Annotated in this window: 25 protein-coding genes; 15 read left to right on the forward strand and 10 right to left on the reverse strand. The window is 70.5% G+C overall.

What is annotated here, in order from left to right:
- Positions 1–24: 24 nt before the first annotated feature.
- Positions 25–948 carry a glycosyltransferase family 2 protein gene (locus BXA11_RS16575; protein ID WP_076435462.1) on the reverse strand — a complete coding sequence of 308 codons (924 nt, stop codon included), beginning with the start codon at positions 946–948 and terminating at the stop codon, positions 25–27.
- Between the two features lie 292 nt (positions 949–1,240).
- Between BXA11_RS16575 and BXA11_RS16580 the strand changes: the two genes are divergently transcribed.
- From BXA11_RS16580 to BXA11_RS16595, 4 genes are all read left to right on the forward strand, one after another.
- A complete protein-coding gene (locus BXA11_RS16580; protein WP_030510096.1) occupies positions 1,241–2,050 on the forward strand; it encodes a 2OG-Fe(II) oxygenase in 810 nt (269 codons plus the stop codon).
- Positions 2,051–2,487: 437 nt separating this feature from the next.
- Positions 2,488–3,180 carry a right-handed parallel beta-helix repeat-containing protein gene (locus tag BXA11_RS16585; protein ID WP_143734326.1) on the forward strand — a complete coding sequence of 231 codons (693 nt, stop codon included), beginning with the start codon at positions 2,488–2,490 and terminating at the stop codon, positions 3,178–3,180.
- A gap of 463 nt (positions 3,181–3,643) precedes the next feature.
- On the forward strand, positions 3,644–3,970 hold the full coding sequence (locus BXA11_RS16590) for a hypothetical protein (protein ID WP_076435464.1): 327 nt from the start codon (positions 3,644–3,646) through the stop codon (positions 3,968–3,970).
- Between the two features lie 19 nt (positions 3,971–3,989).
- A complete protein-coding gene (locus BXA11_RS16595) occupies positions 3,990–4,907 on the forward strand; it encodes a right-handed parallel beta-helix repeat-containing protein (RefSeq protein ID WP_076435466.1) in 918 nt (305 codons plus the stop codon).
- A 49-nt stretch (positions 4,908–4,956) separates the two neighbouring features.
- On the opposite strand, the gene BXA11_RS16600 is transcribed toward BXA11_RS16595, so the two are convergent.
- The 5 genes from BXA11_RS16600 to BXA11_RS16620 form a co-directional block, all read right to left on the reverse strand.
- Positions 4,957–5,616, reverse strand: coding sequence for a class I SAM-dependent methyltransferase (locus BXA11_RS16600; protein ID WP_076435468.1), 660 nt, complete (start codon positions 5,614–5,616; stop codon positions 4,957–4,959).
- Positions 5,617–5,683: 67 nt separating this feature from the next.
- Positions 5,684–6,565 carry a phytanoyl-CoA dioxygenase family protein gene (locus tag BXA11_RS16605; RefSeq protein WP_076435470.1) on the reverse strand — a complete coding sequence of 294 codons (882 nt, stop codon included), beginning with the start codon at positions 6,563–6,565 and terminating at the stop codon, positions 5,684–5,686.
- 31 nt (positions 6,566–6,596) lie between these two features.
- Positions 6,597–7,505 carry an NAD-dependent epimerase/dehydratase family protein gene (locus BXA11_RS16610; protein ID WP_076435472.1) on the reverse strand — a complete coding sequence of 303 codons (909 nt, stop codon included), beginning with the start codon at positions 7,503–7,505 and terminating at the stop codon, positions 6,597–6,599.
- Between the two features lie 206 nt (positions 7,506–7,711).
- Positions 7,712–8,770, reverse strand: a complete 1,059-nt coding sequence (locus BXA11_RS16615) for a 2-oxoacid:ferredoxin oxidoreductase subunit beta (protein WP_030510089.1) — start codon at positions 8,768–8,770, stop codon at positions 7,712–7,714.
- Positions 8,763–10,607 (reverse strand): 2-oxoacid:acceptor oxidoreductase subunit alpha, encoded by a 1,845-nt coding sequence (locus BXA11_RS16620; protein ID WP_076435474.1) that lies wholly within the window; start codon positions 10,605–10,607, stop codon positions 8,763–8,765. Before BXA11_RS16620 ends, BXA11_RS16615 begins: the two co-directional genes overlap by 8 nt.
- Positions 10,608–10,975: 368 nt before the next feature.
- Between BXA11_RS16620 and BXA11_RS16625 the strand changes: the two genes are divergently transcribed.
- Genes BXA11_RS16625 through nuoH form a run of 4 tightly spaced genes read left to right on the forward strand, consistent with a single transcriptional unit; the run spans position 10,976 to position 13,406 of the window.
- Positions 10,976–11,347, forward strand: a complete 372-nt coding sequence (locus BXA11_RS16625) for an NADH-quinone oxidoreductase subunit A (RefSeq protein WP_030510087.1) — start codon at positions 10,976–10,978, stop codon at positions 11,345–11,347.
- 46 nt (positions 11,348–11,393) lie between these two features.
- Positions 11,394–11,912 carry an NADH-quinone oxidoreductase subunit B gene (locus BXA11_RS16630; RefSeq protein ID WP_030510086.1) on the forward strand — a complete coding sequence of 173 codons (519 nt, stop codon included), beginning with the start codon at positions 11,394–11,396 and terminating at the stop codon, positions 11,910–11,912.
- Complete coding sequence (locus BXA11_RS16635; protein WP_076435476.1) at positions 11,909–12,442, forward strand: NADH-quinone oxidoreductase subunit C; 534 nt, start codon at positions 11,909–11,911, stop codon at positions 12,440–12,442. The genes BXA11_RS16630 and BXA11_RS16635 overlap by 4 nt, the downstream gene beginning before the upstream one ends.
- Before the next feature lie 10 nt (positions 12,443–12,452).
- Complete coding sequence (nuoH, locus tag BXA11_RS16640) at positions 12,453–13,406, forward strand: NADH-quinone oxidoreductase subunit NuoH (RefSeq protein ID WP_076435478.1); 954 nt, start codon at positions 12,453–12,455, stop codon at positions 13,404–13,406.
- Between the two features lie 6 nt (positions 13,407–13,412).
- Here the strand turns inward: nuoH and BXA11_RS16645 are convergent, their stop codons facing one another.
- The 4 genes from BXA11_RS16645 to BXA11_RS16660 all read right to left on the reverse strand — a co-directional run bounded on the left by BXA11_RS16645 (position 13,413) and on the right by BXA11_RS16660 (position 16,785).
- Positions 13,413–13,745 (reverse strand): hypothetical protein, encoded by a 333-nt coding sequence (locus tag BXA11_RS16645; protein WP_076435480.1) that lies wholly within the window; start codon positions 13,743–13,745, stop codon positions 13,413–13,415.
- Positions 13,742–15,616, reverse strand: a complete 1,875-nt coding sequence (locus tag BXA11_RS16650) for a hypothetical protein (RefSeq protein ID WP_143734330.1) — start codon at positions 15,614–15,616, stop codon at positions 13,742–13,744. Before BXA11_RS16650 ends, BXA11_RS16645 begins: the two co-directional genes overlap by 4 nt.
- 132 nt (positions 15,617–15,748) lie before the next feature.
- On the reverse strand, positions 15,749–16,009 hold the full coding sequence (locus BXA11_RS16655; protein WP_076435484.1) for a hypothetical protein: 261 nt from the start codon (positions 16,007–16,009) through the stop codon (positions 15,749–15,751).
- Between the two features lie 98 nt (positions 16,010–16,107).
- On the reverse strand, positions 16,108–16,785 hold the full coding sequence (locus BXA11_RS16660) for a ComEA family DNA-binding protein (protein ID WP_204053508.1): 678 nt from the start codon (positions 16,783–16,785) through the stop codon (positions 16,108–16,110).
- A gap of 453 nt (positions 16,786–17,238) precedes the next feature.
- On the opposite strand from BXA11_RS16660, the gene BXA11_RS16665 reads away from it, so the two are divergent.
- The 7 genes from BXA11_RS16665 (at position 17,239) to BXA11_RS16695 (ending at position 25,297) form a co-directional block, all read left to right on the forward strand.
- On the forward strand, positions 17,239–18,048 hold the full coding sequence (locus BXA11_RS16665; protein ID WP_239104842.1) for a NuoI/complex I 23 kDa subunit family protein: 810 nt from the start codon (positions 17,239–17,241) through the stop codon (positions 18,046–18,048).
- Positions 18,045–18,584, forward strand: a complete 540-nt coding sequence (locus BXA11_RS16670; protein WP_030510079.1) for an NADH-quinone oxidoreductase subunit J family protein — start codon at positions 18,045–18,047, stop codon at positions 18,582–18,584. The genes BXA11_RS16665 and BXA11_RS16670 overlap by 4 nt, the downstream gene beginning before the upstream one ends.
- Positions 18,585–18,654: 70 nt before the next feature.
- Positions 18,655–19,008 carry an NADH-quinone oxidoreductase subunit NuoK gene (nuoK, locus tag BXA11_RS16675; protein ID WP_030510078.1) on the forward strand — a complete coding sequence of 118 codons (354 nt, stop codon included), beginning with the start codon at positions 18,655–18,657 and terminating at the stop codon, positions 19,006–19,008.
- Positions 19,005–20,906, forward strand: a complete 1,902-nt coding sequence (locus BXA11_RS16680; protein WP_076435490.1) for an NADH-quinone oxidoreductase subunit 5 family protein — start codon at positions 19,005–19,007, stop codon at positions 20,904–20,906. The genes nuoK and BXA11_RS16680 overlap by 4 nt, the downstream gene beginning before the upstream one ends.
- Before the next feature lie 58 nt (positions 20,907–20,964).
- Complete coding sequence (locus tag BXA11_RS16685) at positions 20,965–22,737, forward strand: complex I subunit 4 family protein (RefSeq protein ID WP_076435492.1); 1,773 nt, start codon at positions 20,965–20,967, stop codon at positions 22,735–22,737.
- Entirely contained in the window at positions 22,734–24,293 is a 1,560-nt protein-coding gene (locus tag BXA11_RS16690; protein WP_076435494.1) for an NADH-quinone oxidoreductase subunit N, read from the forward strand. Before BXA11_RS16685 ends, BXA11_RS16690 begins: the two co-directional genes overlap by 4 nt.
- Positions 24,294–24,448: 155 nt before the next feature.
- Entirely contained in the window at positions 24,449–25,297 is an 849-nt protein-coding gene (locus tag BXA11_RS16695) for a M48 family metalloprotease (protein ID WP_076435496.1), read from the forward strand.
- Positions 25,298–25,335: the final 38 nt, after the last annotated feature.

Consider the following 25,335-nt stretch of genomic DNA (forward strand, 5'->3'; position numbering starts at 1 on the left):
CCTCCGCCGGGCCGCGCCGTCCGCTCACTGCGGCAGCACCCGCATGCGCCTGGAGGGCCGCAGCAGGGCCACCAGCGAGGCCCGTGCCGTACGCCGGCCGGCGAGCGCGCGCAGCGCCTCCCCGAGAACCACGGCCAGATAGAAGGCAAAGGAGGAGACGGGCCCGCGCCGCCGCCGGAACAGCCGCACCCGGTTCGTCGTGAGCAACGCGGCCAGCACGGGGTTCACGTTCGCCTCGCCGCCGATGTGCTCGACCACGGCCTCGGGTTCGTACCAGAGCGTCCAGCCCCGGTCGGCCGCCCGCATTGCGAACTCGGTCTCCTCGCTGTAGAGCAGGAAGGACTCGTCCCACGGCCCGAGGTCGCGTACGGCCGCCACGGAGACGAGCAGGGCGGCCCCGGTGGCCCACACGGCGGCGCCCGGCGTCCGGTACCGGCGGGGATCGGTGATCACCTCGCCGAGCCGTCCGACGCGGTCCGCGAGCCGTCCGCCGATCACCGCCTCGGCCAGCGCGCCGCGTACGGTGGGGGCGCGGCGCAGGGAGGGATGCGTGTGGCCCTCCGGGCTGACCAGCCGGGGCACGGCGATGCCGCGGCCGGGGGCGCGCAGCGCGGCCGCGAGACGGGTGAGCGCCCCTTCGTGGGTGCGGCAGTCGGGGTTGAGGATGGCGACCGCGTCGACGCGGCCGAGGTGTCCCTCGCGGTCGAGGGCGGCGATACCCGCGTTGATGGCCGCCGCGTAGCCGGCGTTGCGGCCCAGCGGCACCACCGTCGCCCCGGCCCGCTCGGCGAGCGGCACGGACTCGTCCCGTGACGCGTTGTCGGCGACGACCACCTGCACGAGGTCGGCGCCCCGCGCGCCCGCGGTGAGCGAATCCAGGCAGTCTGCCAGCACACGCGCGCTGTTGTAGGTCACGACGACGACCGCGATCCGCGGGGTCTCGGACATGCGGCCCTCCGGGGGGTCGGGAACTGCCCGCCAGGCGCATGCTAGAGGCGGTGCATCCGGCAGGCAATGCATTCCGCGATCTTCGCCCTGGTGTCGCGCGTGGAACGCGACCAGGCCGGGGCTCCGGCCGGACGCGGCGCTGTAACGCGGGCGGATTCGCCGCACGATATTCAAGTCGGGAGCCTCGCCGTTCCGAGCCGCCAGGGAGAGCGTCCGGCGGATCGCGCGGTGGCGAGCACGGGGGCGACGGATCGAGCGAGACACCTTTCAGCCGGCGGCGAGGGAGAAATCGATGCAGGAGACCCAGGCGTTCACCTTCCGTCGGGAGGACCTGTTCCCGCTGGCCGATCGCCGGCGCCAGGACTTCCTCGACGCCGCGCCGTTCCGGCACGTGGTGATCGACGACTTCCTGCCGCCCGGCGTGCTCGAGCCGATCCTGGAGGAGTTTCCGGAGCCGCGCGACGCGAGCTGGCAGCAGTTCGACAGCTCGCGCGAGATCAAGCTCGCCCTGTCGGACACCGAGCGGATGGGCCCCGCCACCCGCCACCTGCTCGCCGAGTTCAACGGTCAGGTGTTCGTCGAGTTCCTGGAGCGGCTGACGGGGATCACGCAGCTCGTCTCCGATCCGCACTTCGAGGGTGGCGGCCTGCACCAGATCAAGCCCGGCGGCTTCCTGAAGGTGCACGCCGACTTCAACCGGCACCGCAGGCTCAACCTCGACCGCCGGCTCAACGGGCTGCTCTACCTCAACAAGGACTGGAAAGAGGACTACGGCGGTCACCTGCAGCTCTGGGACAAGGACATGACCCGGTGCGAGCACAAGATCCTGCCGGTCTTCAACCGCTTCGTCGTCTTCGCCACCACCGACGACGCGAACCACGGACATCCCGACCCGCTGACGTGCCCGGACGACCGCGCCCGCCGTTCGATGGCGCTGTACTACTACACGAACGGCCGGCCGGAGGAGGAGGCGGGCGCGGACCACACGACCCTCTTCAAGCAGCGGCCCGGCGAGCAGTGGAAGAGCAACGTCCGTCAGACGGTGAAGCGCTGGACGCCCCCGGCGCTGGTGGACCTGCTCAACCGCGACGGCAAGCCGTAGCCGGACGGGGCGAGGGAGGCTCGCCGCCGGTATTCCCGGCGTGCGGCGGACCAGCCCGGTACGGTGATGGCGGCCGGAGATCCGCCCGGACTCCCGGCGCCGACATGCCCGTACGACGGGCGCAGGGGGGAGAGCGCGGTGAGTCGCATAACGTCGTGCCGGTGCGTCCGCATCGCCCGCGGAATCGGCCAGGCGTGCGCCGCGCGGTGACGAGGCGTACGGCGGTCCTGCTCGCGGGAGCCGTACTGGTGACCTCGCAGACCGCGTGCCAGGCGACCACGGACGGCGGCCCGGGGCGCCCCACCCCCCCGGCGACGCCGTCGGCGCGCACCACGCCGAGCCCCTCGCCCTCACCGTCGCGGCCGGCGGCCTGGCCGGGACCGGACAACACCGGAGTGCCGAAGGGGACGAGGCTGCGCCCGTCCGGCTCGATCACCGTGACCGAGGACGGCACGGTCATCGACGGCCTGGAGGTGAACGGCGCGATCACGGTCGAGGCCGACGATGTCACCATTCGCAACACCAGGGTCCGCGGTACGCCGGGCTGGTGGGGGATCCTCCAGCGGCAGGGGCACTCCGGGCTGACGGTCGAAGACGTCGAGATCTTCGGCAACGGCAGGGAACGCACGCAGTTCGGCGTTCTCAACCAGGGTGTGATGATCACCGTGCGGCGGGCGAATATCCACACGATTTCCAACGGGATCAGCACGGAGCAGGGCCTCATCGAGGACAACTACGTCCATGATCCGAAACTCTACAAAGACGATCACGTCGATATGATCATGTCGTCCGGGCCGCCCGCCCGGGGAACCGAATTGATCATTCGCCACAATACGGCGGTCAATACGCTCGACCAGACCAGCGCCATCGCGCTGTTCCAGGATTTCGGCGTGGTCCGGGACGTGACGGTGGAGGGCAACCTGCTGGCGGGTGGCGGCTGGGCGTTGTACGCAGGGGCGGGCGTCAAGGGAATCTCGTCGAACATCAAGGTCATCGGAAACGTCTTCAGCCGCAGGGTGTGGCCCAAGGGTGGATTCGCGGGTCCGGTGGCGTATTGGGACGCCCATGGCCGCGGGAACGTCTGGCGGGACAACGTCTGGGAGGGCGGCGGGAAGGTCACGCCCGAATAACACCCATTGTCGCCTGAATGCGATTTATACGCGGATTGGGACGCATGTAGATTGCGCTGAAAATGGTTCCTTTTGCGAAAACAGCCCACCTTGTGTGTCACGTGTGGCTACCCTCCCGAAGGAGCCTCCCCCTATAGAGGCGGACAGTCGGCATAACCGTGGACCGGAAGGAGTCGACTGTGCGGATATATAAGGACGCCCGGAAAAGCGGGCTGCTGGTCGTGGCGGGTCTGTCCGCCCTCGTCGTCCTCGCCGGCGGTGGATGCGGCGTCGGAGGCCAGGACGCGTCCGACGGGACGGTCGCGCTGACGGGCGCCGGCACGCGGGACGGCGGGGAGCAGGACGCGCGGGCGCGGGCGGCAGGCGCCGAGGCGGTCAGGGCCTCGCCCTCCTCCCGCCGGGGGCGTAAAGGGGCGACGCCGGCTCCCACGGGACGGCGGAACCCGAATCCGGAGGTCACCTGGTGGACCACCCTGCCGCCGCGCAGGGGACACCGGCCCACCGTGCGGCCCACTCCGAGGGCGTCCTGGACGGCGAGACCGTCGGCCTCCCCGCGTCCGGGCATCTCGGCCGGCCCCCCGCCGGACGCGTCGCCGACTCTCCTCCCGACAACACGCCCGACGGCGCGCCCGACGACACGCCCGACCTTCTGGCCGACTCACCGGCCGACAGTCCGTCCCACGCGCAGTCCATCTCCCGGCCCCGTCCCTTCGCGGAGTGCGACCCCCTCCCGCAGCGCCATCCCCTCCCGCAGTGCGACCCCTTCGCGCAGTGCGATCCCGTCGCGTAGCGCGATCCCCTCGCCCGACGTGACGCCCTCGCACAGCGCGACACACAGCCCGTCGTACAGTCCGTCGCGCACCCCCTCCCCGGACCGGCCCTCGCCGACGCCGTCGAGGTCCGCGTCCGCCCGTCCTTCCCCGACGCCTTCGAACGCGACGACGCCGCCGCGTACGGGCGACTGGCCGGGCCCGGGCAACACGGGCGTCCCGGCGGGTGTCGCGCTCAAGAGGTCCGACTCGCTCGTCATCACGAAGGACGGCACCGTCATCGACGGTCTGGACGTCTACGGCGACATCACGGTGGACGCGGACAACGTGACCATCCGCAACACTCGGGTGCGCGGGCAGCAGGACTACTGGGGGATCCTCCAGCGTGAGGGCCACTCGGGGCTGACGGTCGAGGACGTCGAGGTCTTCGGCAACGGCAAGGTGCGCACCCAGTTCGGCATCCTCAACCAGGGCAAGATGATCACGATCCGGCGCGTGGACATCCACACGATCTCGAACGGCATCTGCACCGAACAGGGCGTGGTGGAGGACTCCTACCTCCACGACCCCAAGTACTACTCGGGCGACCACACGGACATGATCATGAGTACCAGCGCGCCGGCCAAGGGCACGCAGCTGGTCATCCGGAACAACACGGTCATCAACACGCTCGACCAGACCGGCGCCATCGCGTTGTTCCAGGACTTCGGGGTAATCCGCGACGTGACGGTGGAGGGCAACCTGCTGGCGGGTGGCGGCTGGGCGTTGTATGCGGGGGCGGGCACCAAGGGCACCTCGTCGAACGTCAAGGTCATCGACAACGTCTTCAGCCGCCAGGTCTGGCCCAAGGGCGGGCACGCCGGTCCTGTGGCCTATTGGGACCACGAGGGCTCCGGCAACGTCTGGCAGGGCAACATCTGGGAGGACGGCGGGGTCGTGGACCCCGGCAAGTCGTGACGACGACGAGCGGCCGGGCCCCCGGCGGGGCCCGGCCGCTCGTCCGGCGTTACGCGCGCTTGTAGGCGATCACCGACTTCACCAGGCCGGCCAGCCGTTCGAACCGGATCCGCGAGCCGGGGAAGTAGTGCCGCATCTCCGTCACGCTGAGCAGCTCGACGTCCATCACGATGCGCCGCGCGGCCTCCCGGTCGGAGGTCGGCGTGTGGATGAGCGGCCAGCGGCGGAGGATCTCCGTCCGGGCCGTCAACGGGAGGAACTGGAAGCCGGGGAACAGAAAATGCGGCTCGACCGGGAAGTAGCGGTAGGGCGTCTGCACCCAGTGCCGGTCGGCCAGGGCGTTCACGGTGTCGGCGAATATCTGCCGGCGCTGGTGACCGCCCACGTGCTCGATCACCGCGTTGGAGAAGACCAGATCGTAGGTGCCGCTCCTGATCGAGGCCGGCAGGTCGCAGGCGTCCGCGACGTCGGCGCGCAGCCAGGACGGCAGGTCCGACGGCGGCTTCTCCAGGTTGACGATGTGCACGTGGGCCGGTTTGACCGGGGCACGCAGCCAGGCCCCGGCCGTCCCTCCGAGGTCGATCACGTTCATCCGGTCGAGGTCGGGAAAGCACTCGGCGAACCAGCTCCACCGCCGTGCCCGGGCCTTCGCGCCCAGTGAGTCGGGAGCGTCGACGAAGCGGTTGCGCAGGGCGTTCAGGCGACTCATGGGCGGGGCCTCTCTGATGCGGGGGCTCCTCGGGGCGTGCGGAAACCGTCCGATGCCGGAACGGTCATCAGCCCTTGCCCTCGTAGGCGAGCGCGACATCCTCCGGCAGCCGCTCCAGGTCGGAGACGCGCAGGAAGTCGCGGAGCGTGGTGCCGGTGCACGCGCAGTCGACGTTGGGCGCCTCGCGCCGCGCGATGACGTCGTCCACGTTGACCGTACGGAAGTCGATGCTGAAGCGGGTCTTGCCCGACGTGTTCGGCACCGAGGAGTGCAGCTGGTTGCCGGAGAAAATCATGACACCGCCCGGCTCGGGCACGACGGTCACCCTGGGTTCCAGCTCGATCGGCTCCTCGGGCTTGGGCTGCTCCCGGGTGTCGGTGCCGATGTGCTGTGCGGCGTTGAAGCGGCTGGTCCGGTTCCACTCGTAATAGTCGTAGCCGGCGGAGCCGTTCTTGACCGGAGCGCTCCAATACCGCGGATGGAACGTCATCACGTTCTCGGGCACGACCTCGTAGATCGGGATCCACCAGTTGACCTGGCTCAGAGGCGCCGAATACCAGGTGTCCCGGTGGGGGTGGAACGCGTAGGCGATCCCTGTGGTGAGGTAGTCGTCGGAGGTGGACGACCGCATCCTCGGCACGTCGAAATACGTCCGGTCGGCGTCGCAGCCGAAGGAGAGCAGCAGCGCCCGCAGCAGTTCCTTCGAGCGCGGGTGGTGGATGAACTTCGGCTTGAGCTCGGCGAGGATCGCGGCGAACTTCTCCACGGGCAGTTCGTACTGGGCCGTTTCCGGGTCCAACCCGCCGAACGCGTCGCCGATCAGCTCCCGCGCGAACTCGATCAGCGCCAGGGACTCGGGACGGGCCGGATACAGGAAGACCTGCCCCTCGTAGAGGCGTGTGCGGCGCTCTTCGTCCGTCAGAGAGGGACCTGAGAAGATAACGGTCACGGTACGGCTATCGCCTTTCTGGAGTCTTCTGTTACCTGTGCTCGGCATACCAGGCCAGCGTCCGTCGCAGCCCTTCTTCCAGGCCGACGACGGCCTTCCAGCCGAGGATTTCCGCAGCCGGCCCGGTGTCGGCGGTCTGGGCCACGTCGAGGGGGCGGTCGGCGACCGCGCCGAACCGCGGCCGGAGCGAGGTGCCGGAGATGCGGAAGAGCAACTCCACGGTCTCCCTGACGGAGGTGAGAACACCGGTGCCGATGTCCAGCACCTGCCCGGCGGCCCGGTCGGTCTCAGCGGCCAGGACGAACGCGTCGACCACGTCGTCCACGTACACCCAGTCGGCCCGCTTGCTCCCGCTGGTGAGACCCGGCTCCTCGCCGCGCAGCAGGGACAGTGCCAGGTACGGCACCAGCTTCCGGGCGTCCCGCTGGCCGGGGCCGTAGACCATCGTCGGCCGCAGCACGGTGACCGGGACGCCCCACAACCGGTGGAACAGCTGTGCGTAGCCGGTGGCCGCCCACTTGGTCATCGCGTACGGCGACGGGGGCGGGGACTGCTCGTTCGCGGGCCGGGGTTCCTCACTGGAGCCACAGAGGATCACCCGGACTCCGGAGAGGGCCGAGGCGTGAGTCAGCAGGTTCACCGTGCCCAGGAGGTTGCTCTCCAGCGTGGGCAGCACGAGGTCGAGGTCCCTCGCTCCGTCGACCTCGCCGGCCAGATGGAAGACGACGTCCGGGCGGATCTTCCGGAGCAGCGTCCCGGCCGTCTCCCGGTCGCGAAGGTCGGCCGCGTGCCGGATCGCCCGTTCGGACAGGCCCGGTTCTTGCCGGTGAACAGGGTTTCTGCTGACGGCGTGCACCTCGGCGCCCATGCCGTCGAGCCGAAGGGCGAGACGCCCGCCGATGAATCCCGACGCTCCTGTGACCAGGACCTTCCTTCCCACCCAAGGTGGTTCTTCCGGCCGTGCGGGTGACGGCGGTCCGGAGGAAGGGGACCGGGCCATGCGCTCTCCCTGGGTGCTCGATCATGCTGCATCTCGGCAAGGGAGACGGTCCTGTTGAGACCCCGGTTGACGGCGAGAACAATGTTCGGGGCCGCTAATGCGAAAAGGGACCCGTCCGAAGACGGGTCCCTTTTCTGGTGGTTCGCTCAGCCGATGGTCCAGGTGTCCCCGCCGTGCAGGAGGTCGGCGAGGCTGCCGGTGCCCTTCTCGGCGGTGGCAGTCTGGACCTGCTCGTTCAGCAGGTGGTCGTACGACGGCCGGTCGACCGAGCGGAAGACGCCGATCGGCACGTGCTCGAACGCCGGCTCGTCCAGCCGCGACAGCGCGAACGCGAGCGACGGGTCGGGGTTGTGGGCGTCGTGCACGAGGATCTCACTGTCGGCGACCTCGGCGCGGCGCACGACCTCGACGCCGCCCGTGGGCGACAGCCGTACGGCACGCTCGTTGTCGCCGGTGCCGAAGACGATCGGCTGCCCGTGTTCGAGCCGGACGGTGATCTCGTCGCGGGTGCCGGGGTCCTTCAGCGTGTCGAAGGCGCCGTCGTTGAAGATGTTGCAGTTCTGGTAGATCTCCACCAGCGAGGCGCCCCGGTGCTCGGCGGCCTGGCGCAGCACGCTCTGCAGGTGCTTGCGGTCGCTGTCGATGGTCCGGGCGACGAACCCGGCCTCCGCGCCGAGCGCCAGCGAGATCGGGTTGAACGGCTTGTCCAGCGAGCCCATCGGCGTCGACTTGGTGATCTTGCCGATCTCGGAGGTCGGGGAGTACTGCCCCTTGGTCAGGCCGTAGATCCTGTTGTTGAACAGCAGGATGTTCAGGTTGACGTTGCGGCGCAGCGCGTGGATCAGGTGGTTGCCGCCGATCGACAGCGCGTCGCCGTCACCGGTGATCACCCACACCGACAGGTCGGGCCGGGAGGCGGCGAGACCCGTCGCGATGGCCGGCGCCCGCCCGTGGATCGAGTGGAAGCCGTAGGTGTTCAGGTAGTACGGGAACCGCGAGGAGCAGCCGATGCCGGAGACGAACACGATGTTCTCGCGCCTGAGCCCCAGCTCGGGCAGGAAGCTCTGCACCGCCGCCAGGATCGCGTAGTCACCGCAGCCCGGGCACCAGCGCACCTCCTGGTCGGACTTGAAGTCCTTCAGCGTCTGCTTGGCGTCCGTACGAGGGATGAGGGCCAGGCCCTTGCCATTGAGGGTGTCAGTCACTTTCGATCACGTCCTGAATGACGGCGGCGAGTTCGGCGGCCTTGAACGGGAGCCCGCGCACCCGGTTGTAGCTGATCACGTCGACCAGATAACGGGCCCGCAGCAACATGGCGAGCTGACCGAGGTTGATCTCCGGCAGCAGCACCTTGTCGTAGGAGCGCAGCACCTCGCCGGTGTTGGCGGGCAGCGGGTTGAGGTGCCGCAGGTGCGCCTGGGCCACCTTGTGCCCGGCCGCGCGCACCCGGCGTGCGGCCGCCGCGATCGGCCCGTACGTCGAGCCCCAGCCGAGCACGAGCACCCGGGCGTCGCCGTCGGGGTCGTCGACCGTCAGGTCGGGCACGTCGATGCCGTCGATCTTGGCCTGACGCAGCCGCACCATCTTGTCGTGGTTGTCCGGGTCGTAGGAGATGTTGCCGGTGCCGTCGGCCTTCTCGATGCCGCCGATCCGGTGCTCCAGCCCCGCCGTGCCGGGCACCGCCCACGGGCGGGCCAGCGTCTCCGAGTCACGCTTGAACGGTAGGTAAGCGCCGTCGTCGCCGTTGGGCTCGGTGGTGAACAGCACCGAGATGTCCGGCAGCTCGTCGATCTCCGGGATGCGCCACGGCTCCGAACCGTTGGCCAGGTAGCCGTCCGACAGCAGCATGACCGGCGTGCGGTACTTCAGTGCGATCCGCGCCGCCTCGATCGCCATCGTGAAGCAGTCCGACGGAGTGGCCGCCGCCAGCACCGGCACCGGCGACTCGCCGTTGCGGCCGTACAACGCCATCAGCAGGTCGGTCTGCTCGGTCTTGGTCGGCATGCCGGTCGAGGGCCCGGCCCGCTGGACGTCCACGACGATCAGCGGAAGCTCCGTGGTCACCGCGAGGCCCACGGTCTCGGCCTTGAGCGCGACGCCCGGGCCGGAGGTCGTTGTCACGCCGAGCGACCCGCCGAAGGCGGCGCCCAGCGCGGCGCCCACGCCGGCGATCTCGTCCTCGGCCTGGAACGTCCTGATCCCGAACCGCTTGTGCTTGGACAGCTCGTGCAGGATGTCGGAGGCCGGGGTGATCGGGTAGGACCCGAGGAACAGCGGCAGCTTCGACTGCACCGACGCCGCGATCAGCCCGTACGCCAGGGCCTGGTTGCCGGAGATGTTCCGGTAGGTGCCCGGGCGGAGCGTGGCCGGCTTGATCTCGTAGGAGACCGAGAACGACTCGGTCGTCTCGCCGTAGTTCCAGCCCGCCTGGAAGGCCGCGATGTTCGCCTTGGCGATCTCGGGCTTCTTGGCGAACTTGGCCTCGAGGAACTGGATCGTCCCCTCAGTCGGCCGGTGGTACAGCCACGACAGCAGCCCGAGCGCGAACATGTTCTTGGCCCGCTCGGCGTCCTTCTTGGAGATGTCGTAGCCCTCGAGAGCCTTGACCGTCAGCGAGGTCAGCGGCACCGCGTGCAGGCGCCACTCGCTCAGCGAGTCGTCCTCGAGCGGGTTGCCGTCGTAGCCCACCTTCGACAGGTTGCGCTTGGTGAACTCGTCGGTGTTCGCGATGATGTCGGCGCCCTTGGGGAGGTCCCCGAGGTTCGCCTTCAACGCGGCGGGATTCATGGCGACGAGCACGTTGGGCGCGTCACCGGGGGTCAGGATGTCGTGGTCGGCGAAGTGCAACTGGAAGCTCGACACCCCGGGGAGGGTGCCGGCGGGAGCGCGGATCTCCGCCGGGAAGTTGGGGAGCGTCGACAGGTCGTTGCCGAACTGGGCCGTCTCCGCCGTGAACCGATCACCGGTGAGCTGCATTCCGTCGCCGGAGTCACCCGCGAACCGGATGATCACGCGGTCGAGTTGCTGAACCTGCTTGGTCACAGCTCCTCAGTCCTCCTTGACGCGCCCAGGCCTGCCTGCTGGTGGCACGTTGTCATGTCCATGCTAGATCCATCGGGGTCACGCTGGTTTTTCGCAAATACGCACTTGGGGTGCGCTCTGCCGGGACTTTCCGCACCTGTGGCGCGTTCCCGCTGGTGCCTCGGCCGCCGGGGGGCGGCGCACCGTCAGCTTCGCGAACCGTCCGGGCGACACAGGCCCGACGCGAGCCGGCACAGGTCCAGGTGCAGACGGGCGACGAGCTTGATTCGGGTCACGATCCTCAACTATATGCGGGGGACTCGCGTGTGACCGTCAGGTGTTCAGCCCTTGAGATCGTGCCGGGGTTATCCTCGAGACTGGGAGGCGGTATGAGTGGATACTTCGGCTCATATGCCGTGGTCGTCGTCCTCTTCCTCGTCGGCGTGGCGATCTTCGCGGGCGGATTGTTCGTGAACCGGATGTTACGTCCCAGCCGGCCGACCCCCGAGAAGCTCACGACGTACGAGTGCGGGGTCGATCCCGTCGGCGAGGGCTGGGCGCAGTCGCAGATCCGCTACTACGTCTTCACGTACCTCTACGTGGTCTTCGCCGTCGACGCCGTGTTCCTCTTCCCCTGGGCCACCGTCTTCGCCGCCCCCGGGTACGGCATGACGACTCTGGTGGAGATGTTCGTCTTCCTCGCGTTCATCGCGCTCGGCATCCTGTACGCCTGGCGCAAGAGGGTGCTGGGCTGGACGTGACCCGACCGGCTCCGGGGAGGACAATGGACGGCATGGCGGTGACCGCATGCCCGTGAACGATCTCCCGATGCCCACGGTGGGGCCGGTGTCCCGGCTCGCGCCCAAGCCCATGAAGTTCGTGTTGAACTGGGGCCGGCGCTACTCGTTGTGGGTCTTCAACTTCGGGCTGGCCTGCTGCGCCATCGAGTTCATCGCCACGTCGATGAGCAGGCACGACTTCATCCGCTTCGGGGTGATCCCGTTCGCCAACGGCCCCAGGCAGGCCGACCTGATGATCGTTTCGGGCACGGTGACCGACAAGATGGCCCCCGCCGTACGCCGGCTGTACGAGCAGATGCCCGACCCCAAGTACGTCATCTCGTTCGGCGCCTGCTCCAACTCCGGCGGGCCCTACTGGGACTCGTACTGCGTCACCAAGGGCGTCGACCAGATCATCCCGGTGGACGTGTACGTCCCCGGGTGCCCGCCCCGCCCCGAGGCGCTGCTGCACGGGATCATGAAGCTCCAGGAGAAGATCGCGGGCGAGACGCTCGAGGACCGCTACCTGCCGGAGGCGGACGCATGAGCGCCATCGAGGCCGTGCGCGAGCGGTACGGCTCACGCCTCACCGACTCCTTCGGCCAGGACGTGCTCGACGTGGACTCCGCAGAGTGGGTCGACGCGCTGGCGTTCGCGCGCTCGGCCGGCTTCGAGTTCTTCGACTGGCTGACCGGCGTGGACGAGCCGCCCGAGGACTTCGCCGTCGTGGCCCACGTGTTCGACCCGGTCGCGTTCGCGCACCTGCTCGTGCGCACCCGGGTGCCGCGCGCGGACCCTCGCCTGCCGACCGCCACCGGCGTCTTCCGCGGGGCGAACTGGCACGAACGGGAGACGTACGAGATGTTCGGCGTCGTCTTCGACGGCCATCCGGACCTGCGCCCGCTGCTGCTGCCCGACGGCTTCGAGGGCCACCCGCTGCGCAAGGACTTCGTGCTGGCCGCGCGCGTCGCCAAGGCCTGGCCCGGGGCCAAGGAACCGGGGGAGTCCGACCACGGCTCGCCGAGCCGCCGCAGGATGCTGCCGCCGGGGGTGCCACCCGACTGGGCCTCCGGGTGAGAGGGGTCCCATGGCCGAGGTGCTCGACATAGCGGTCCGGCTGGTCGTCGTGGTGGCGGCGTTCCTGCTGCTGCCACTGATCGTCGGGCAGATGGAGCACAAGGCCATGGCCCACATGCAGGCCCGTCTCGGGCCGATGTACGCCGGCGGTTTCCACGGGTGGGCGCAGCTCCTCGCGGACGGCGTCAAGTTCGTCCAGAAGGAGGACGTCATCCCGGCGGCCGCCGACCGGTGGATCTTCGCGATCGCCCCGGCGGTGGCGCTCGTGCCGTACCTCGTCGTGATGGTCGTGATCCCGGTCGGCCCCGGGCTGGCGGCCGTGGACCTCGACGCCGGGCTGTTCTTCGTGCTTGCGGTGATGGGCGTCGGCGTGCTCGGCGCGATCATGGCCGGGTGGGCCTCGGCCAACAAATACAGCGTGCTCGGCGGCATCCGGGCCGCCGCCCAGCTCATGTCGTACGAGCTGCCGCTGGTGCTCGCCGCCGCCAGCGTGGCGATGGCCGCGGGCACGCTGTCCCTGCAGGGCATCGCCGAGCAGTGGCGCTGGTGGTGGCTGCCCTGGCAGGCGATCGGCGCCTTCGTGTTCTTCGTCGCCGGCCTGGCCGAGCTGCGCCGGCCGCCGTTCGACATGCCGATCGCCGAATCCGAGATCATCATGGGCCCGATGACCGAGTACGCCGGGTTCCGCTTCGCCCTGTTCATGCTGGCCGAGTACGCCGGGATCGTGGTGCTGTCCGCCCTGACGACCGTGCTGTTCCTCGGCGGCTGGCAGGGGCCCCTCCTGCCCGGCCCGGTCTGGACGCTCCTCAAGGTCTTCGCCCTGGCCTTCGTCGTCATCTGGGTCCGGGTCAGCTATCCCCGGATGCGCGAGGACCAGCTGCAGAAGTTCGCCTGGACCGTCCTGGTGCCCCTCGCCCTCCTCCAGCTCGCCCTCACCGGAGTCGTCAGGGTCCTCACCGCCTGAGCGGCCTCACAACGGGCACCTCCACCCCGGCCACCCCGCCGTCGCCTCGTCCTCCCACACCTGCAGCGTCTTGCCCGCATAGACGGTCTCCTCGTGATCGCTCCTCCAAGTCACGAGCTCGGCGCCGGGTTGCACCTTCTTGTCCCTCAACCACGGCTGGTGTTCGAGGTGCGCTGACGGGACTTCGCCGTGATCGACAAGACATTGCACCACCGCCACGAGCGCGGCGTCGCGTTTCGTCACCTCGTCATCGGTGGAAGGAAGCCGTCTTTCTTCGGTGCATCCGGCGAGCAGGAGAGGGAGGCACATGGTGAGTGCCACGAGCTTCTTCGCTTTCATTGCTGCATCCTCATGGCGGTCTGCGCATCCGTTATCCAGTCGGTGAGCGTCCTTCCCGCGTACCGAGTGTCGGCGTGCAGACTGATCCAGTCGACCAGGGCTGCATTGGGGATCACGCGCCCGGCTCTCACCCAACTCGCATTCGACGGCGGATGCACTGCTCCGGCGTCGACTAGTCCTTGCACCACAGGAACCTCCACCTGGAATACCTGTTGCCGGGATGCGTCGAGATTGGTTTTGAGGGCTTTCAGCGCATGTCCTGTGTCGAATGTCTCGTTGAGGGCGGGTGTGCCGAGGGCGGTGAAGATCTGCGCCATCGTTCCAGGACCGAAAGGATTGGAGAAGCTGAGGGCGCCGAACCCTCCGCTCGCCGTCGCGAGCAGCATTTGGTTCTTGGCGGCCTCCTCATCCGCGTGTAGCTGACCCTCGAAGTGATGACTGTTCTCCACCCGCTGGATCAAACCGAAGAGTCCGCCCATCTCCCTGAGGTAGTTCCGGTCGGAAGGGTCCTGGATGGTAGCTGCGACGGCTACGCTCACGCGAGAAGCCATCAGGCCCTTGAACGCGCCGAACTCCGAGGGCTTCTGCAGAGCCTGTGTGAAAAGGCCTTCAAGCTCGTCGACCTTGTTGATGGCCACCCAGGGGTTGGAGCTCTTGTTGCCCTGCTGCAGCGCACCGGAGGCGAAATTGTGATTCACCGACTGCGCGAAGTCGGGAAGATGCCGGCCCGCCACGTGCATGAGGGAACCACGGATCTTCTCGGGCAGAAGGGTGCCCGAGTGGAGTTTGGAGAACTCGGCGGTGGCTTGGACGATGTGGACGACGGACCAGGCGGATTCCTTGGCGTCGGTGGAGGTGCCGCGTTCCGCGGAGACGGCGGCCTTGAGGAAGGCCGCGGTGGGCGCGGAGAGGTCCACCTGGCCGGTGAGCGGAAGCGCGCCGCCCGGGTGCACGTATGAGCTCAGGAAGGGCCCCGGGTCGTAGCCGGGGGTATGCCAGTCGTCGTTGACGAGCATGCGGGCGTACTTGAGGCCGGTGGCCGGGTCGCCCAGCACGTGCCGGGCGGCCATGCCGTTCTCCGCGGCCCGCTGGAGGACGGCCCCGACGGCGTCGTACTCCGCCATGAGCCGCTGATGACGTGAGGCGTCGACGTCGGTCTCCAGCTTGCCGCGGGCGGGCGGCCAGATCGTCTTGCCCGCGGCGCGGGCGTCGAGCATGGCGCGGGTAAGGTCGGCGAGCAGGCGGGAGTCCCACGACCTGCCCTCGGGGCCGTACTTCACCAGCATTCCGACCGACCAGGGGTCGGAGTTCCCGGTGAGGCCGGCGCGGATCGCGGCGGGCAGCAACGGGCGACGGTCCTCGCCCGTGCCGACGCGCATCTGACTGGCGGCGGCGAGGGACGCCCCGAGCGCCCGGAGCACGCTCACGCTCTCCGCGCTGAAGAGGGCGCTTCCCGTTCGTTCGTACAGCGCGCGGGCCGCGCGCAGCGCGAGCGGGCCGGCCCCCGCCCAGAAGGCCGCCTGGTAGTCCTTGTCGGCCAGGTGCCGCCGCAGACTCTCCGGCAGCTCCCAGAGGGCGATGCGAGCGTCCTCGGGGTCCTTGGCCGCGAGGGCGGCGGCCAGCGTCTCCGCATCGCGCTTGCCCTGGTTTCCGCTCTGCCCCGTGGCCTCCCAGTCGAGCCGTACGCCGGGCGGCCGGGTCAAGGCGGGGCCGAGGACGCCGGGCGCGCTGCTCAGCGCGCTCCAGCCCTGCTCCCTCGCCAGCTCGTACGCCCTGGCCGTACGGGCGTCCATGTCGCGGACGTCGTCGAGCGCGGCGGCGATGAGGCCGGGCAATGAGGTGACGGCGACTTCGCTCCCCCATTTCTGCATTTTCTGCTGTATGAGGGGACTATGCCGGGCCAATAGTTCGTGCAGCTGTTCCAGCCTTTTGGTCAGCTCCTTGAGATTATCGGGATCGACTCCGACGAAGTCCCCCACGGCGATCCTTCCCGGTGCGGCGGCCTACGAGGCGGCTTTGCGGCGCTCCGCCTCCTCCACACGGGCGATCAGACGTGGCTGCTCGGTCAGCACGGCGTCGAACAGCCTGGTGAGCTGCGTCTTTCGGGCGTTCCAGCCGGCTGCCCAGCGATCGGCCGGGGGGCCCTGCCAGGTCTGGTCGCCGAACAAAGCGGGAACGGCGGTGAGCGCCTGGAGGATCTCCCGCACGGCGGTCGCGGCCGCGGCCATGTCCGCCCTGCATTCGGCGATCTCGGGTGACGTCACAGACCCTCCCGGTTCTCGCGGCTGACGCACCGTAAAGCCTAAGGAAACACCGATCGCTCGGCCAGGGATATGCGACGACAACCGGAATTACCGCATGACTATGGGAGGAAAATGCCGTATTCGGCGAGATCGGAGGTGAGGTTCGGGGGCAGGGAGGCGGCGGCCGAGACGTCCTCGGCCGAGACGAAGCCGCCGACCTGGTCGCGTGCGCGCACGATCTGCTCGGCGAGCGCGGGCGTCAGGCCGGGGAGGTTCGCGATCACCGGGGCAGGGGCGTGGTTGACGTCGACCAGGCCGCCGTCGTCGTACTGGCGGGGCAGGTCGGGCCGTCCGATCCGCAGCTCGCGCGCCATCACCGGATCGTGCTCCGCCAGTTCCCTGGCCTGCTGTCGCAGGGCGCGGCGGTGCTGCGCGAGCGCGATCGCCTGCTCGTTCCCGGTCTCGTACGGCGGGGTGTCGCCGAAGACCTGCCTTCTGACCGCGAGCGAGTGCACGGTGCCGATCAGCCAGGGAGCGAGCATGCAGAAGATCATGACGAGGGACACCAGAGCCGGCTCCTGTGTGTCCTCGTACAGCTCGACCAGGTAGATCCAGGCGCCGGTGGCCGTGGCGTATCCGGCGGCGGCGGCCCCGTACCCCCAGCTGCGCCTGCGGATGGCGGCGTACAGCATGCTGAAGGGAGTGCCGAAGCCGCACGTGTACAGCGGAGCGAGCGCCCACAGGTAGCTGGGGGCGTTGGAAGGCCCCTGCACGGGCGGCGGTGGGAACGGCGGCATCGGCGGTGGCATCGGCGGTGGAGGGGGCGGCGGCACGGGCGACTGTACGTGCGGAGGCATGGGTGGCGGCATGGGCGGCGGTGCGTGCGGCTGTGCGGGCGGCGCGGGGTGGGCGCCGTAAGGACCCGGCCACTGCTCCCCGTACGGTCCCGGCCCCCGATGCCGGTACGGATTCTGTGGTCCCTGCCCCTGTGGTCCCTGTCCGTGCGGCCCCGGCGGTTGCGGCCCCTGTGGTCTCTGCTGGCCCTGCGGTCCTTGCGGTCCGGGCGGGTAACCTCCCGGCCCCCCATAGCCGTTCATGGTCCAGACGATACGTATTTGTCGGTCTTTGCGCTGCCCCCTTCTCCGCACATCCTGTGGACAACTCTGGGGATTACGGTGTGGACGATGTGGAAAACAGCAGGGATGGAGTCACACGTTCACTCGCCGCCGATAGTGCGCGATGATGAGCCTGTGGCGCGCATTCCAGGAGAAGGGCTGGCCAAGGGCCTGGCCGTGACGATGCGGCACATGCTGCACAAGTCGGAGACGCAGCAGTACCCGGAGGTCCATCCCGACCTGCCCGCCCGAAGCCGGGGCGTCATCGCCCTGGTCGAGGAGAACTGCACCGTCTGCATGCTCTGCGCCCGCGAGTGCCCGGACTGGTGCATCTACATCGACTCCCACAAGGAGACCCTGCCGGCGCCCGAGGGCGGCCGTCCGCGCGCCCGCAACGTGCTGGACCGCTTCGCGATCGACTTCTCGCTGTGCATGTACTGCGGCATCTGCATCGAGGTGTGCCCCTTCGACGCGCTGTTCTGGTCGCCCGAGTTCGAGTACGCCGAATACGACATCCGCGATCTCCTGCACGAGAAGGACAGGCTGGGCGAGTGGGCGGCCACGGTGCCGCCGCCACCGGCCCATGAGGTGGGCGCCGAGCCGCCGAAGGAACTGTCGGCCGGGTCCCGCCCGGCGCCGGCCCGGCGTACGGCGCCGCCCGCACCGGTGAAGGGACCGGCCGCGGGCGCGCCGGCGGCGCAGGAGAGCGCACAGGACACCGCCGCACAAGACACCGTGCAGGAGGCCGTGGGCAAGGCGACACAGGACACGGCGCGGGGACCGGCCGGACCGGCGGCGGAACCCGCGAAGGGCGCGGAGAGCCGCCCGCGCCGTGAGCCGCCGAGAGCGATGCGCGACATCCGCTCCATCCGGCCGCCGGGCTCGCTGCCCAAGAACGCCGGGTCGTCGCAGCAGAAGAAGGACGGGCCCGAGGGGGAGCGATGACCTCCCAGGCGCCGGGGTTGTGGCCGCCCTCGGGGCCTGAGGTCGTCTTCCTGCTGCTCGGCGCCGTCGCCGTCGGCTCCGCCCTGCTGGTCGTCACGACCAGGCAACTCGTCCACGCCGCGCTGTGGCTGGTCGTCTGCTTCGGCGCGCTCGCGGGCGGCTACCTGGTGCTGACCGCCGAGTTCGTCGCCTGGGTGCAGGTGCTCATCTACGTGGGCGCGGTCGTGGTGCTGCTGCTGTTCGGGATCATGCTGACCCGTGCGCCCATCGGGCCCTCGGCCGGCCTCGACTCCGGCAACCGGTGGGCCGCCGCGCTGGTCGCCGTCGCGACCGCCGCCGTGCTCGTCACCGTGGTGGTCACCGGCTTCCGCTCGGCGTACGCGCCGCTCCGTCCCGGGCAGGGGGCGGCCGAACCCTTGGGAGCGAGCGTCTTCCGCACCTGGGTGCTGCCGTTCGAGGCGCTGTCGGTGCTCCTGCTCGCCGCGCTGATCGGCGCGATCGTCCTGTCCCGTACGGACATCAGGGGGCGGGAATGACCCGGTTATCGGCCTGGTCGATCGCGCCGGCCTTATCGACCAGGCCGACGGCTCGGAGGCGGTGAGCGAGGTGCACGTCGTCTACCCGGTGGTGGTCTCCGCCCTGCTGTTCTCCATCGGTGTGTACGGCGTGCTGGCCCGGCGCAACGCGATCCTCGTGCTGATGTCGGTCGAGCTGATGCTCAACGCGGTCAACCTCAACCTGGTGGCCTTCGACGTCTGGCTCGGGGACCGCCTGCACGGCGGCCAGGTGCTGACGCTGTTCGTCATCGTGATCGCCGCGGCCGAGGTGGGTCTGGGGCTGGCGATCGTGCTGGCCGTCTTCCGCACGCGCCGGACCGTCGACGTCGACCGGTTGCGGGCGCTCGCCGAAGTCGTGCGCGCGCCCGGCTCGGGGCGTCCGGATGGGGAGGACGCCTCGTGATCGTCGTGGTGGCTCTGATCGTCCTGCTGCCGTTCGCCGCCGCGGCGGCCGGGCTGCTCGCGACCCGCCTCGGCACCCGGAACCTGGGCGCTCGCAGCGAACCGACGGCGTACCGGCGGGCGGCGTGGTTCGCGATCGTCCCGGCCGCGGTGTCGGCGGCGCTCACGGTGTGGCTCGCCGCCGCCCTCGCAGGTGGAGCGGGTGCGTCGGAAGGGCGCTTCTGGTCGGAGCTGCTCCCCGGCCGGGTCGAGGGCACGCTGACGGTGGTCGAGACCGGTTCTGTGCCGATCTCCCTGACTCTGCGGGCCGACGGATTGTCAGTGCTCGCGGGCATCCTGGTCGTCGTGGTCGCGCTGGCGGTGCAGGTCTACTCGGTCGGGTACATGCGGGACGAACCCCGCTACCCGTCCTACAGCGCGTTCGTCAGCCTGTTCACCAGCGCCATGCTGCTGGTGGTCTACGCGGGGGACCTGATCGTCCTCTACGTCGGCTGGGAGATCATGGGCCTGTGCTCCTACCTGCTCATCGGGCACTGGTGGGAGGACCGGGCCAACTCCCGGGCGGCGGTGAAGGCGTTCCTGGTCACCCGGCTCGGCGACGTCGGCTTCCTGTTCGGGATCTTCGTCCTCGGCTCGGCGGCGGGCGGCTTCCGGATCGACGACGTGCTGCGCGCCGACATCCCCCGGGGCACTCTGGTCGTCGCGACGCTGCTGCTGCTCGCCGGGGTCGCGGGCAAGAGCGCGCAGGTGCCGCTGCAGACCTGGCTGCCCGACGCGATGGCCGGCCCCACCCCGATCAGCGCGCTCATCCACGCGGCCACGATGGTGGCGGCCGGGATCTTCGTCGTCGCCCGGCTCTATCCCGCCTTCCTCGCGGCGCCGCCCACGCTCGACGTGCTGGGCGTGGTCGCCGCCGTCGGCATGCTGGGCGCGGCCCTCGCCGCGCTCGCGCAGGACGACCTCAAGCGCGTGCTGGCCTACTCGACGATCAGCCAGCTCGCCTACATGGCCGCGGCGCTGGCCGCCGGGTCCGACCGGGCGGCGATGTTCCACCTGGTGTCGCACGGCGCGTTCAAGGCCCTGCTGTTCCTCTGCGCGGGCCTGGTGATCCACCACGTCGGGTCGAACCTGATCAGCCACATGGGCGGGCTGCGCCGGGCTCTTCCCGTGACGTTCTGGACGATGACCATCGGTTTCGCCGCGCTCGCCGGGCTGCCGCCCGCGAGCGGGTTCTTCAGCAAGGACGCGGTGATCTCGGCCGTCGAGCACGGGACGGGACCGGCCCAGCCGTTCGTGTACGCGTCGGCGCTGCTGACGGTGGGGGTGACCGGGGCGTACGCCGCCCGGGCCTGGCTGCGCACGTTCTTCGGTCCCGCCCGGATCGAGCCGCTCGCGGAGCCGCCGCCCGGCGTCGCCCACGTCTTCGACGGCCGGGAGGCGCCCTCGTCGATGCTGTGGCCGGCCGGTGTGCTGGCCGTGCCCGCCCTGCTGCTCGGCCTCGCGGGATCGGCGGCCGGCGTGGAGGTCGAGTGGGGGCCGGCGGCCGTCAGCCTCGCCGTCGCGCTGCTCGGCGCCGGGATCGTGTACGCCCTGTGGCGGGCCGCGCCCGAGCAGGATCCCGCCCGGCTGCTCGGGCCGTTCCGGGTGCCGTGCGAGCGGGCCTTCTACGTGGACGCCGCGTACGCGGCGCTGATCGCCCGGCCCATCCTGCGCCTGGCCAGGGGGGTGGCCCGCACGGACGCGCGGGTGGTGGACGGCGCGGTCCGCGGGTCCGGCCGGGCGACGCTCGGCCTTTCCGGCCTGGTGCGGCTCGCCCAGAACGGCAACGCGCAGCTCTACGTCACCGGCCTGCTGGCCGGGCTCGTGCTGATCGCGGTAGCGGCGGTGGTGCTGACATGACGCGGCGGGTTCGGAACGGTGGCGCGCGGCCTCTCGCGGTGGTCGCGGTGGTGACGACGTGAGCTGGTTGCCGATCGCACTCGTGGCCGTCCCGCTGCTGGGAGCCGTCGCCGCCTTCGTCCCGGCCGTACGGGACAGTGCGGTGGCCTGGGGGATCGCCGTCTCGGCGGCGGTGCTGGTCCTCGCGGTCGCGCTCGCCGCGGTCTTCGATTACGCCCGCCCCGCCGAGATGCAGTTGCAGACCGACTGGCCGTGGATCCCCGGCCTCGGCCTGCGGTTCCACCTGGGTGTGGACGGCGTCTCGCTGCCGCTCGTCGTGCTGACCGCGCTGCTCGTGTTCCTGTGCTTCGTCCACCTCGCGGGGCACCCGCCCGCGGGCGGCCGGGTGAGTGGGCTGGTCGTCACGCTGCTCGTGCTCGAAGTCGGCATGCTCGGCACGTTCCTCGCCCTCGACCTGCTGCTGTTCTTCGTGTTCTTCGAGGTCGTGCTGGTCCCGATGTATTTCGTGATCGCCCTGTGGGGCGGTGCGGGCAGGCGATCGGCGGCCGTGAAGTTCATCCTCTACACGCTGCTCGGCTCCGCGGTCCTGCTCATCGGCCTGCTCGTGGTCTGGACCCAGGCCGGCACGCTCGACATGGTCGCGCTGGCCGGGCACCACGGCGCGGGCATCGCCCGGTCGGCCCAGATCCTCGCGTTCCTCGCCATCGGTCTCGGGCTGGCGGTGAAGACGCCCATGTGGCCGCTGCACACCTGGCTGCCCGACGCGCACACCGAGGCGCCGACCGTCGGCTCGGTCCTGCTCGCGGGCGTGCTGCTCAAGATGGGCTCCTACGGCTTCGCCAGGATCGCGATCCCGGTGCTCCCCGAGGGCGCGGCGGCCCTGGCCCCCTGGCTCGGCGCGTTCGCCGTGGCCGGCATCGCGTACGGCTCGCTCGCCTGCCTCGCCCAGCGCGATCTCAAACGGATGATCGCCTACTCTTCGGTCGGCCACATGGGCTTCGTGCTGCTCGGGTTCGCCTCGCTCACGCCGGTGGGCCTGAACGGCGCCCTGTTCGCCAATGTCGCCCACGGGCTGATCACCGGCCTGCTCTTCTTCCTCGCCGGAGCCGTCAAGGAGCGGTACGGCACGGCCGACATGGTCCGGCTGGGCGGTGGGATGCTGCGCCGCCTGCCGTACGTCGGGTCGCTGCTGACCTTCGCCTGCGTCGCCTCGCTGGGCCTGCCCGGCCTCGCCGGGTTCTGGGGGGAGATGCTCACGCTGCTCGGCGCGTTCCGCCCGGCCGCGGGGCTCTCCCGGCCGCTGTTCCTCGTGTTCATGGCCGTCGGAGGGCTCGGCATGGTGCTCACCGCGGCCTACTTCCTGGTCATGCTCTCGCGGGTGACGCACGGCCGGGCGGTCGAGACCGTCGCGCCCGCTGCGCCTCTCGAACCCGCTGCGCCTCTCGCGCCGGCGCAGCCGGATGAGCCGCCGGGACCGCCGCTCGCCACCGCCGAAGGCGTACGCGAGGTGCTGAGCGAGCTGGGGGAGGGCGCGGAGCCGGTCGAGCCGGTCGCGACCGAAGCCGCGGTGGCCGCTCTGGGGGCCGAGGCTGTGGCGGACGCTGGAGAGGCCGGTGCGAGGGGCGCCGCCCGGGCGCTCGGGGTGGGTTCCACCGACGCGGCGGAGGCGGCCCAGAGGCGGCGGCCCTTCCGGGACGCCACGGTCTACGAGCTGGCGGCGTGGCTCCCGCTGGTGGCGCTGATCGTGCTGTTCGGCCTGTGGCCGAAGGCCTTGTTTGCCGTCACCACGCCCGCCGTGCAGTCGCTCCTCGGATCGGGGATGGCGCCATGACGGGCGGTGGCGTGATCCAGTCGATCGACTACGCCGCCGTGGCGGCGCCGCTGGTCCTCGCGCTGGTGGCCGGGCTCGTGCTGCTGCTCGACGCGTTCCTGCCCGCCCGCCCCGGCGGGGCGCGGGTGCTCGGTCTCGTCACACTCGGCGGCATGGTCGCCGCCCTGGCGGTCGTGGCCGTCCAGGCCGCGGGCGGCGGCACCCGGCGCACGTTCTGCGTCCCCGCCTCGCTCGGCGGGGCGTCCGCCACGATCAGGGCCGCCCCGGCGTCGTGCTCGTTCGTCGCGGACCGCTTCTCCCTGGTGATCGCGGCGGTCGTGCTGGCCGCCGGGGTGGTCGTCGTACTGCTGTCGATGACGGAGATCGCCACGGGACGCGACGGCGGGCCCGCGGAGCGCGGCAGGATCCCGGCGGGGGAGTGGTATTTCCTGCTGCTGGCCACGCTGACCGGGGCGGTGCTGCTGCCGGCCTCCCGCGATCTCATCATGCTGGTCGTGTCGCTGGAGCTGGTCTCGCTGCCGGTCTTCGCGCTGACCGCGCTCCGACGCCATGACGGCCGCGCCGCCGAGGCGGCCCTCAAGCTCTTCCTGGTCTCGGTGGTCTCCACCGCGGTCACGCTGTTCGGCGTCTCGCTGCTCTACGGGGTGACCGGCTCGGTCCACCTCGACCGGATCGACGCCGCGCTGCGGACGGCGGGAGACATGACCGGGGGCACCGGGGACATGGCCCGGGTCACGGTGGTGGCGATCGTGCTGGTGGCGGCGGGCTTCGCGTTCAAGATCGCCGCGGTGCCGTTCCACTTCTGGGCGGGAGACGTCTACCGGGGCGCCCCGGTCCCGGTCGCGGCGCTGCTGTCGGTGGTGTCCAAGGCGTCGGGCTTCGCCGGGCTGATCCTGCTGCTGACGTACGCGCTGCCGGGGAAGGCGGCGCTGTGGACGCCGGGAGTGGCGGTCGTCGCCGCACTGACGATGACGGCGGGCAACGTCCTCGCGATGCGGCAGCGCGGGGCCGTCCGGCTGCTGGCCTGGTCGTCGGTGGCGCAGTCGGGCTACATCCTCGCGCCGCTGGCCGTGTACGCCGTCGCCCCCCGCGCGGCCGTCGGCGCGTCGGTCGCCTATCTCGTCTTCTACGCCGCGATGAACCTGATCGCCTTCGCGGTGGTCCTGCTGGTGGCGCGGCTGCCCGGAGGCCAGGACCTGGAGGCGTATCGGGGGCTGGCGCTGCGGAGCCCGGCCGCCGGGCTGTCCCTCGCCTTCGCCCTCGTCTGCCTGGCCGGGCTGCCGCCCGGGCTCGCCGGTCTGTTCGCGAAGATCGTCGTTTTCCGGGCCGTCGTGGACGGCGGGCTCGGCTGGCTGGCACTGGTCATGGCGGCCAACACGGTGGCCGGGCTCTACTACTACATCGCCTGGACCGCCCGGCTGTTCGCGCCGCCCGCGGCGGGCGAGAGCCGTACGGTCCCGACGAGGGCGGCGGCGGGGGCCGCCGTCGCCGTCACGGTCGCCGTCACCGTGGTCTTCTCCGTCGCCCCGCAGGTGGTGCTGTCCGTCTCAGGGTGAGGCGCGTGACGGGGAACGTTCGTCCAGGCCGTGCGCGTTGGTAGGGCTGGACGCATCGAGTCGGACACAGCGGGCTGAAACACCGGGTTGAAACACCGGGTTGAGACACCCAGCCGAGACGCCGAGCTCGACGCACCGAACCGGGAGGAGGAGGCGTGCAGCACAACCGCCTGCGCACCGCGGTCCTGCTGGGAGCGCTGTCCGCGTCGCTCCTGGTCGCCGGGGCCTGGCTGGGAGGCGGCATGGGCGCCCGGATCGCGGTCGTGGCCGCCCTCGCGGTCAGCGGCGTCGCCTACTTCTGCGCCGACAGGATCGCGCTGTCGGCCATGCGGGCCCGGCCCGTGGCGGAGGTGGAACAGCCCGTCCTCTACCGCGTCGTCCGCGAGCTGTGCACCGAGGCCCGCGCGCCGATGCCCCGCCTGTACGTGTCCCCGACGATGCAGCCCAACGCGTTCGCGACCGGGCGCAACCCGCGCAAGGGGGTGGTGTGCGTCACGCACGGCCTCCTCGGGCTGCTGGACGAGCGTGAGCTCAAGGGCGTGCTCGGCCACGAGCTGTCGCACATCCACAATCGCGACATCCTGATCTCCTCGGTCGCGGGCGCGCTCGCGACGATGATCACGTATTTCGGATACGCCGGCCTGTTCTTCGGCTCGGACGACGACGAGGGCCCGGGGTTCCTCGGCGCCATCCTCGTGATGATCCTCGGCCCGGTCGCGGCCACGATGATCCAGATGGCGATCGCGCGCTCGCGGGAGTTCGCGGCCGACGACGCGGGCGCACGGCTGACCGGCGACCCGCTGGCCCTCGCCTCCGCGCTGCGCAAGATCGAGATGGAGGTCCGCAGGCTGCCGCTCCCGGAGAACGGCAGGCTCGCCTCCGCCGGCCACATGATGATCGTCAATCCGTTCCGGGGCACCCGGATCGGCCGGCTGTTCGCCACCCACCCGCCGGTCGCCGCGCGGATCGCACGTCTGGAGCGGATGGCCGGCTACCGCCGGTGACGCGAGCGCGCCCATCCGGCCCGGCCCCCTTTGCCGAC

The sequence above is a fragment of the Microbispora rosea genome (genome assembly GCF_900156315.1).
GTDB lineage: Bacteria > Actinomycetota > Actinomycetes > Streptosporangiales > Streptosporangiaceae > Microbispora > Microbispora rosea.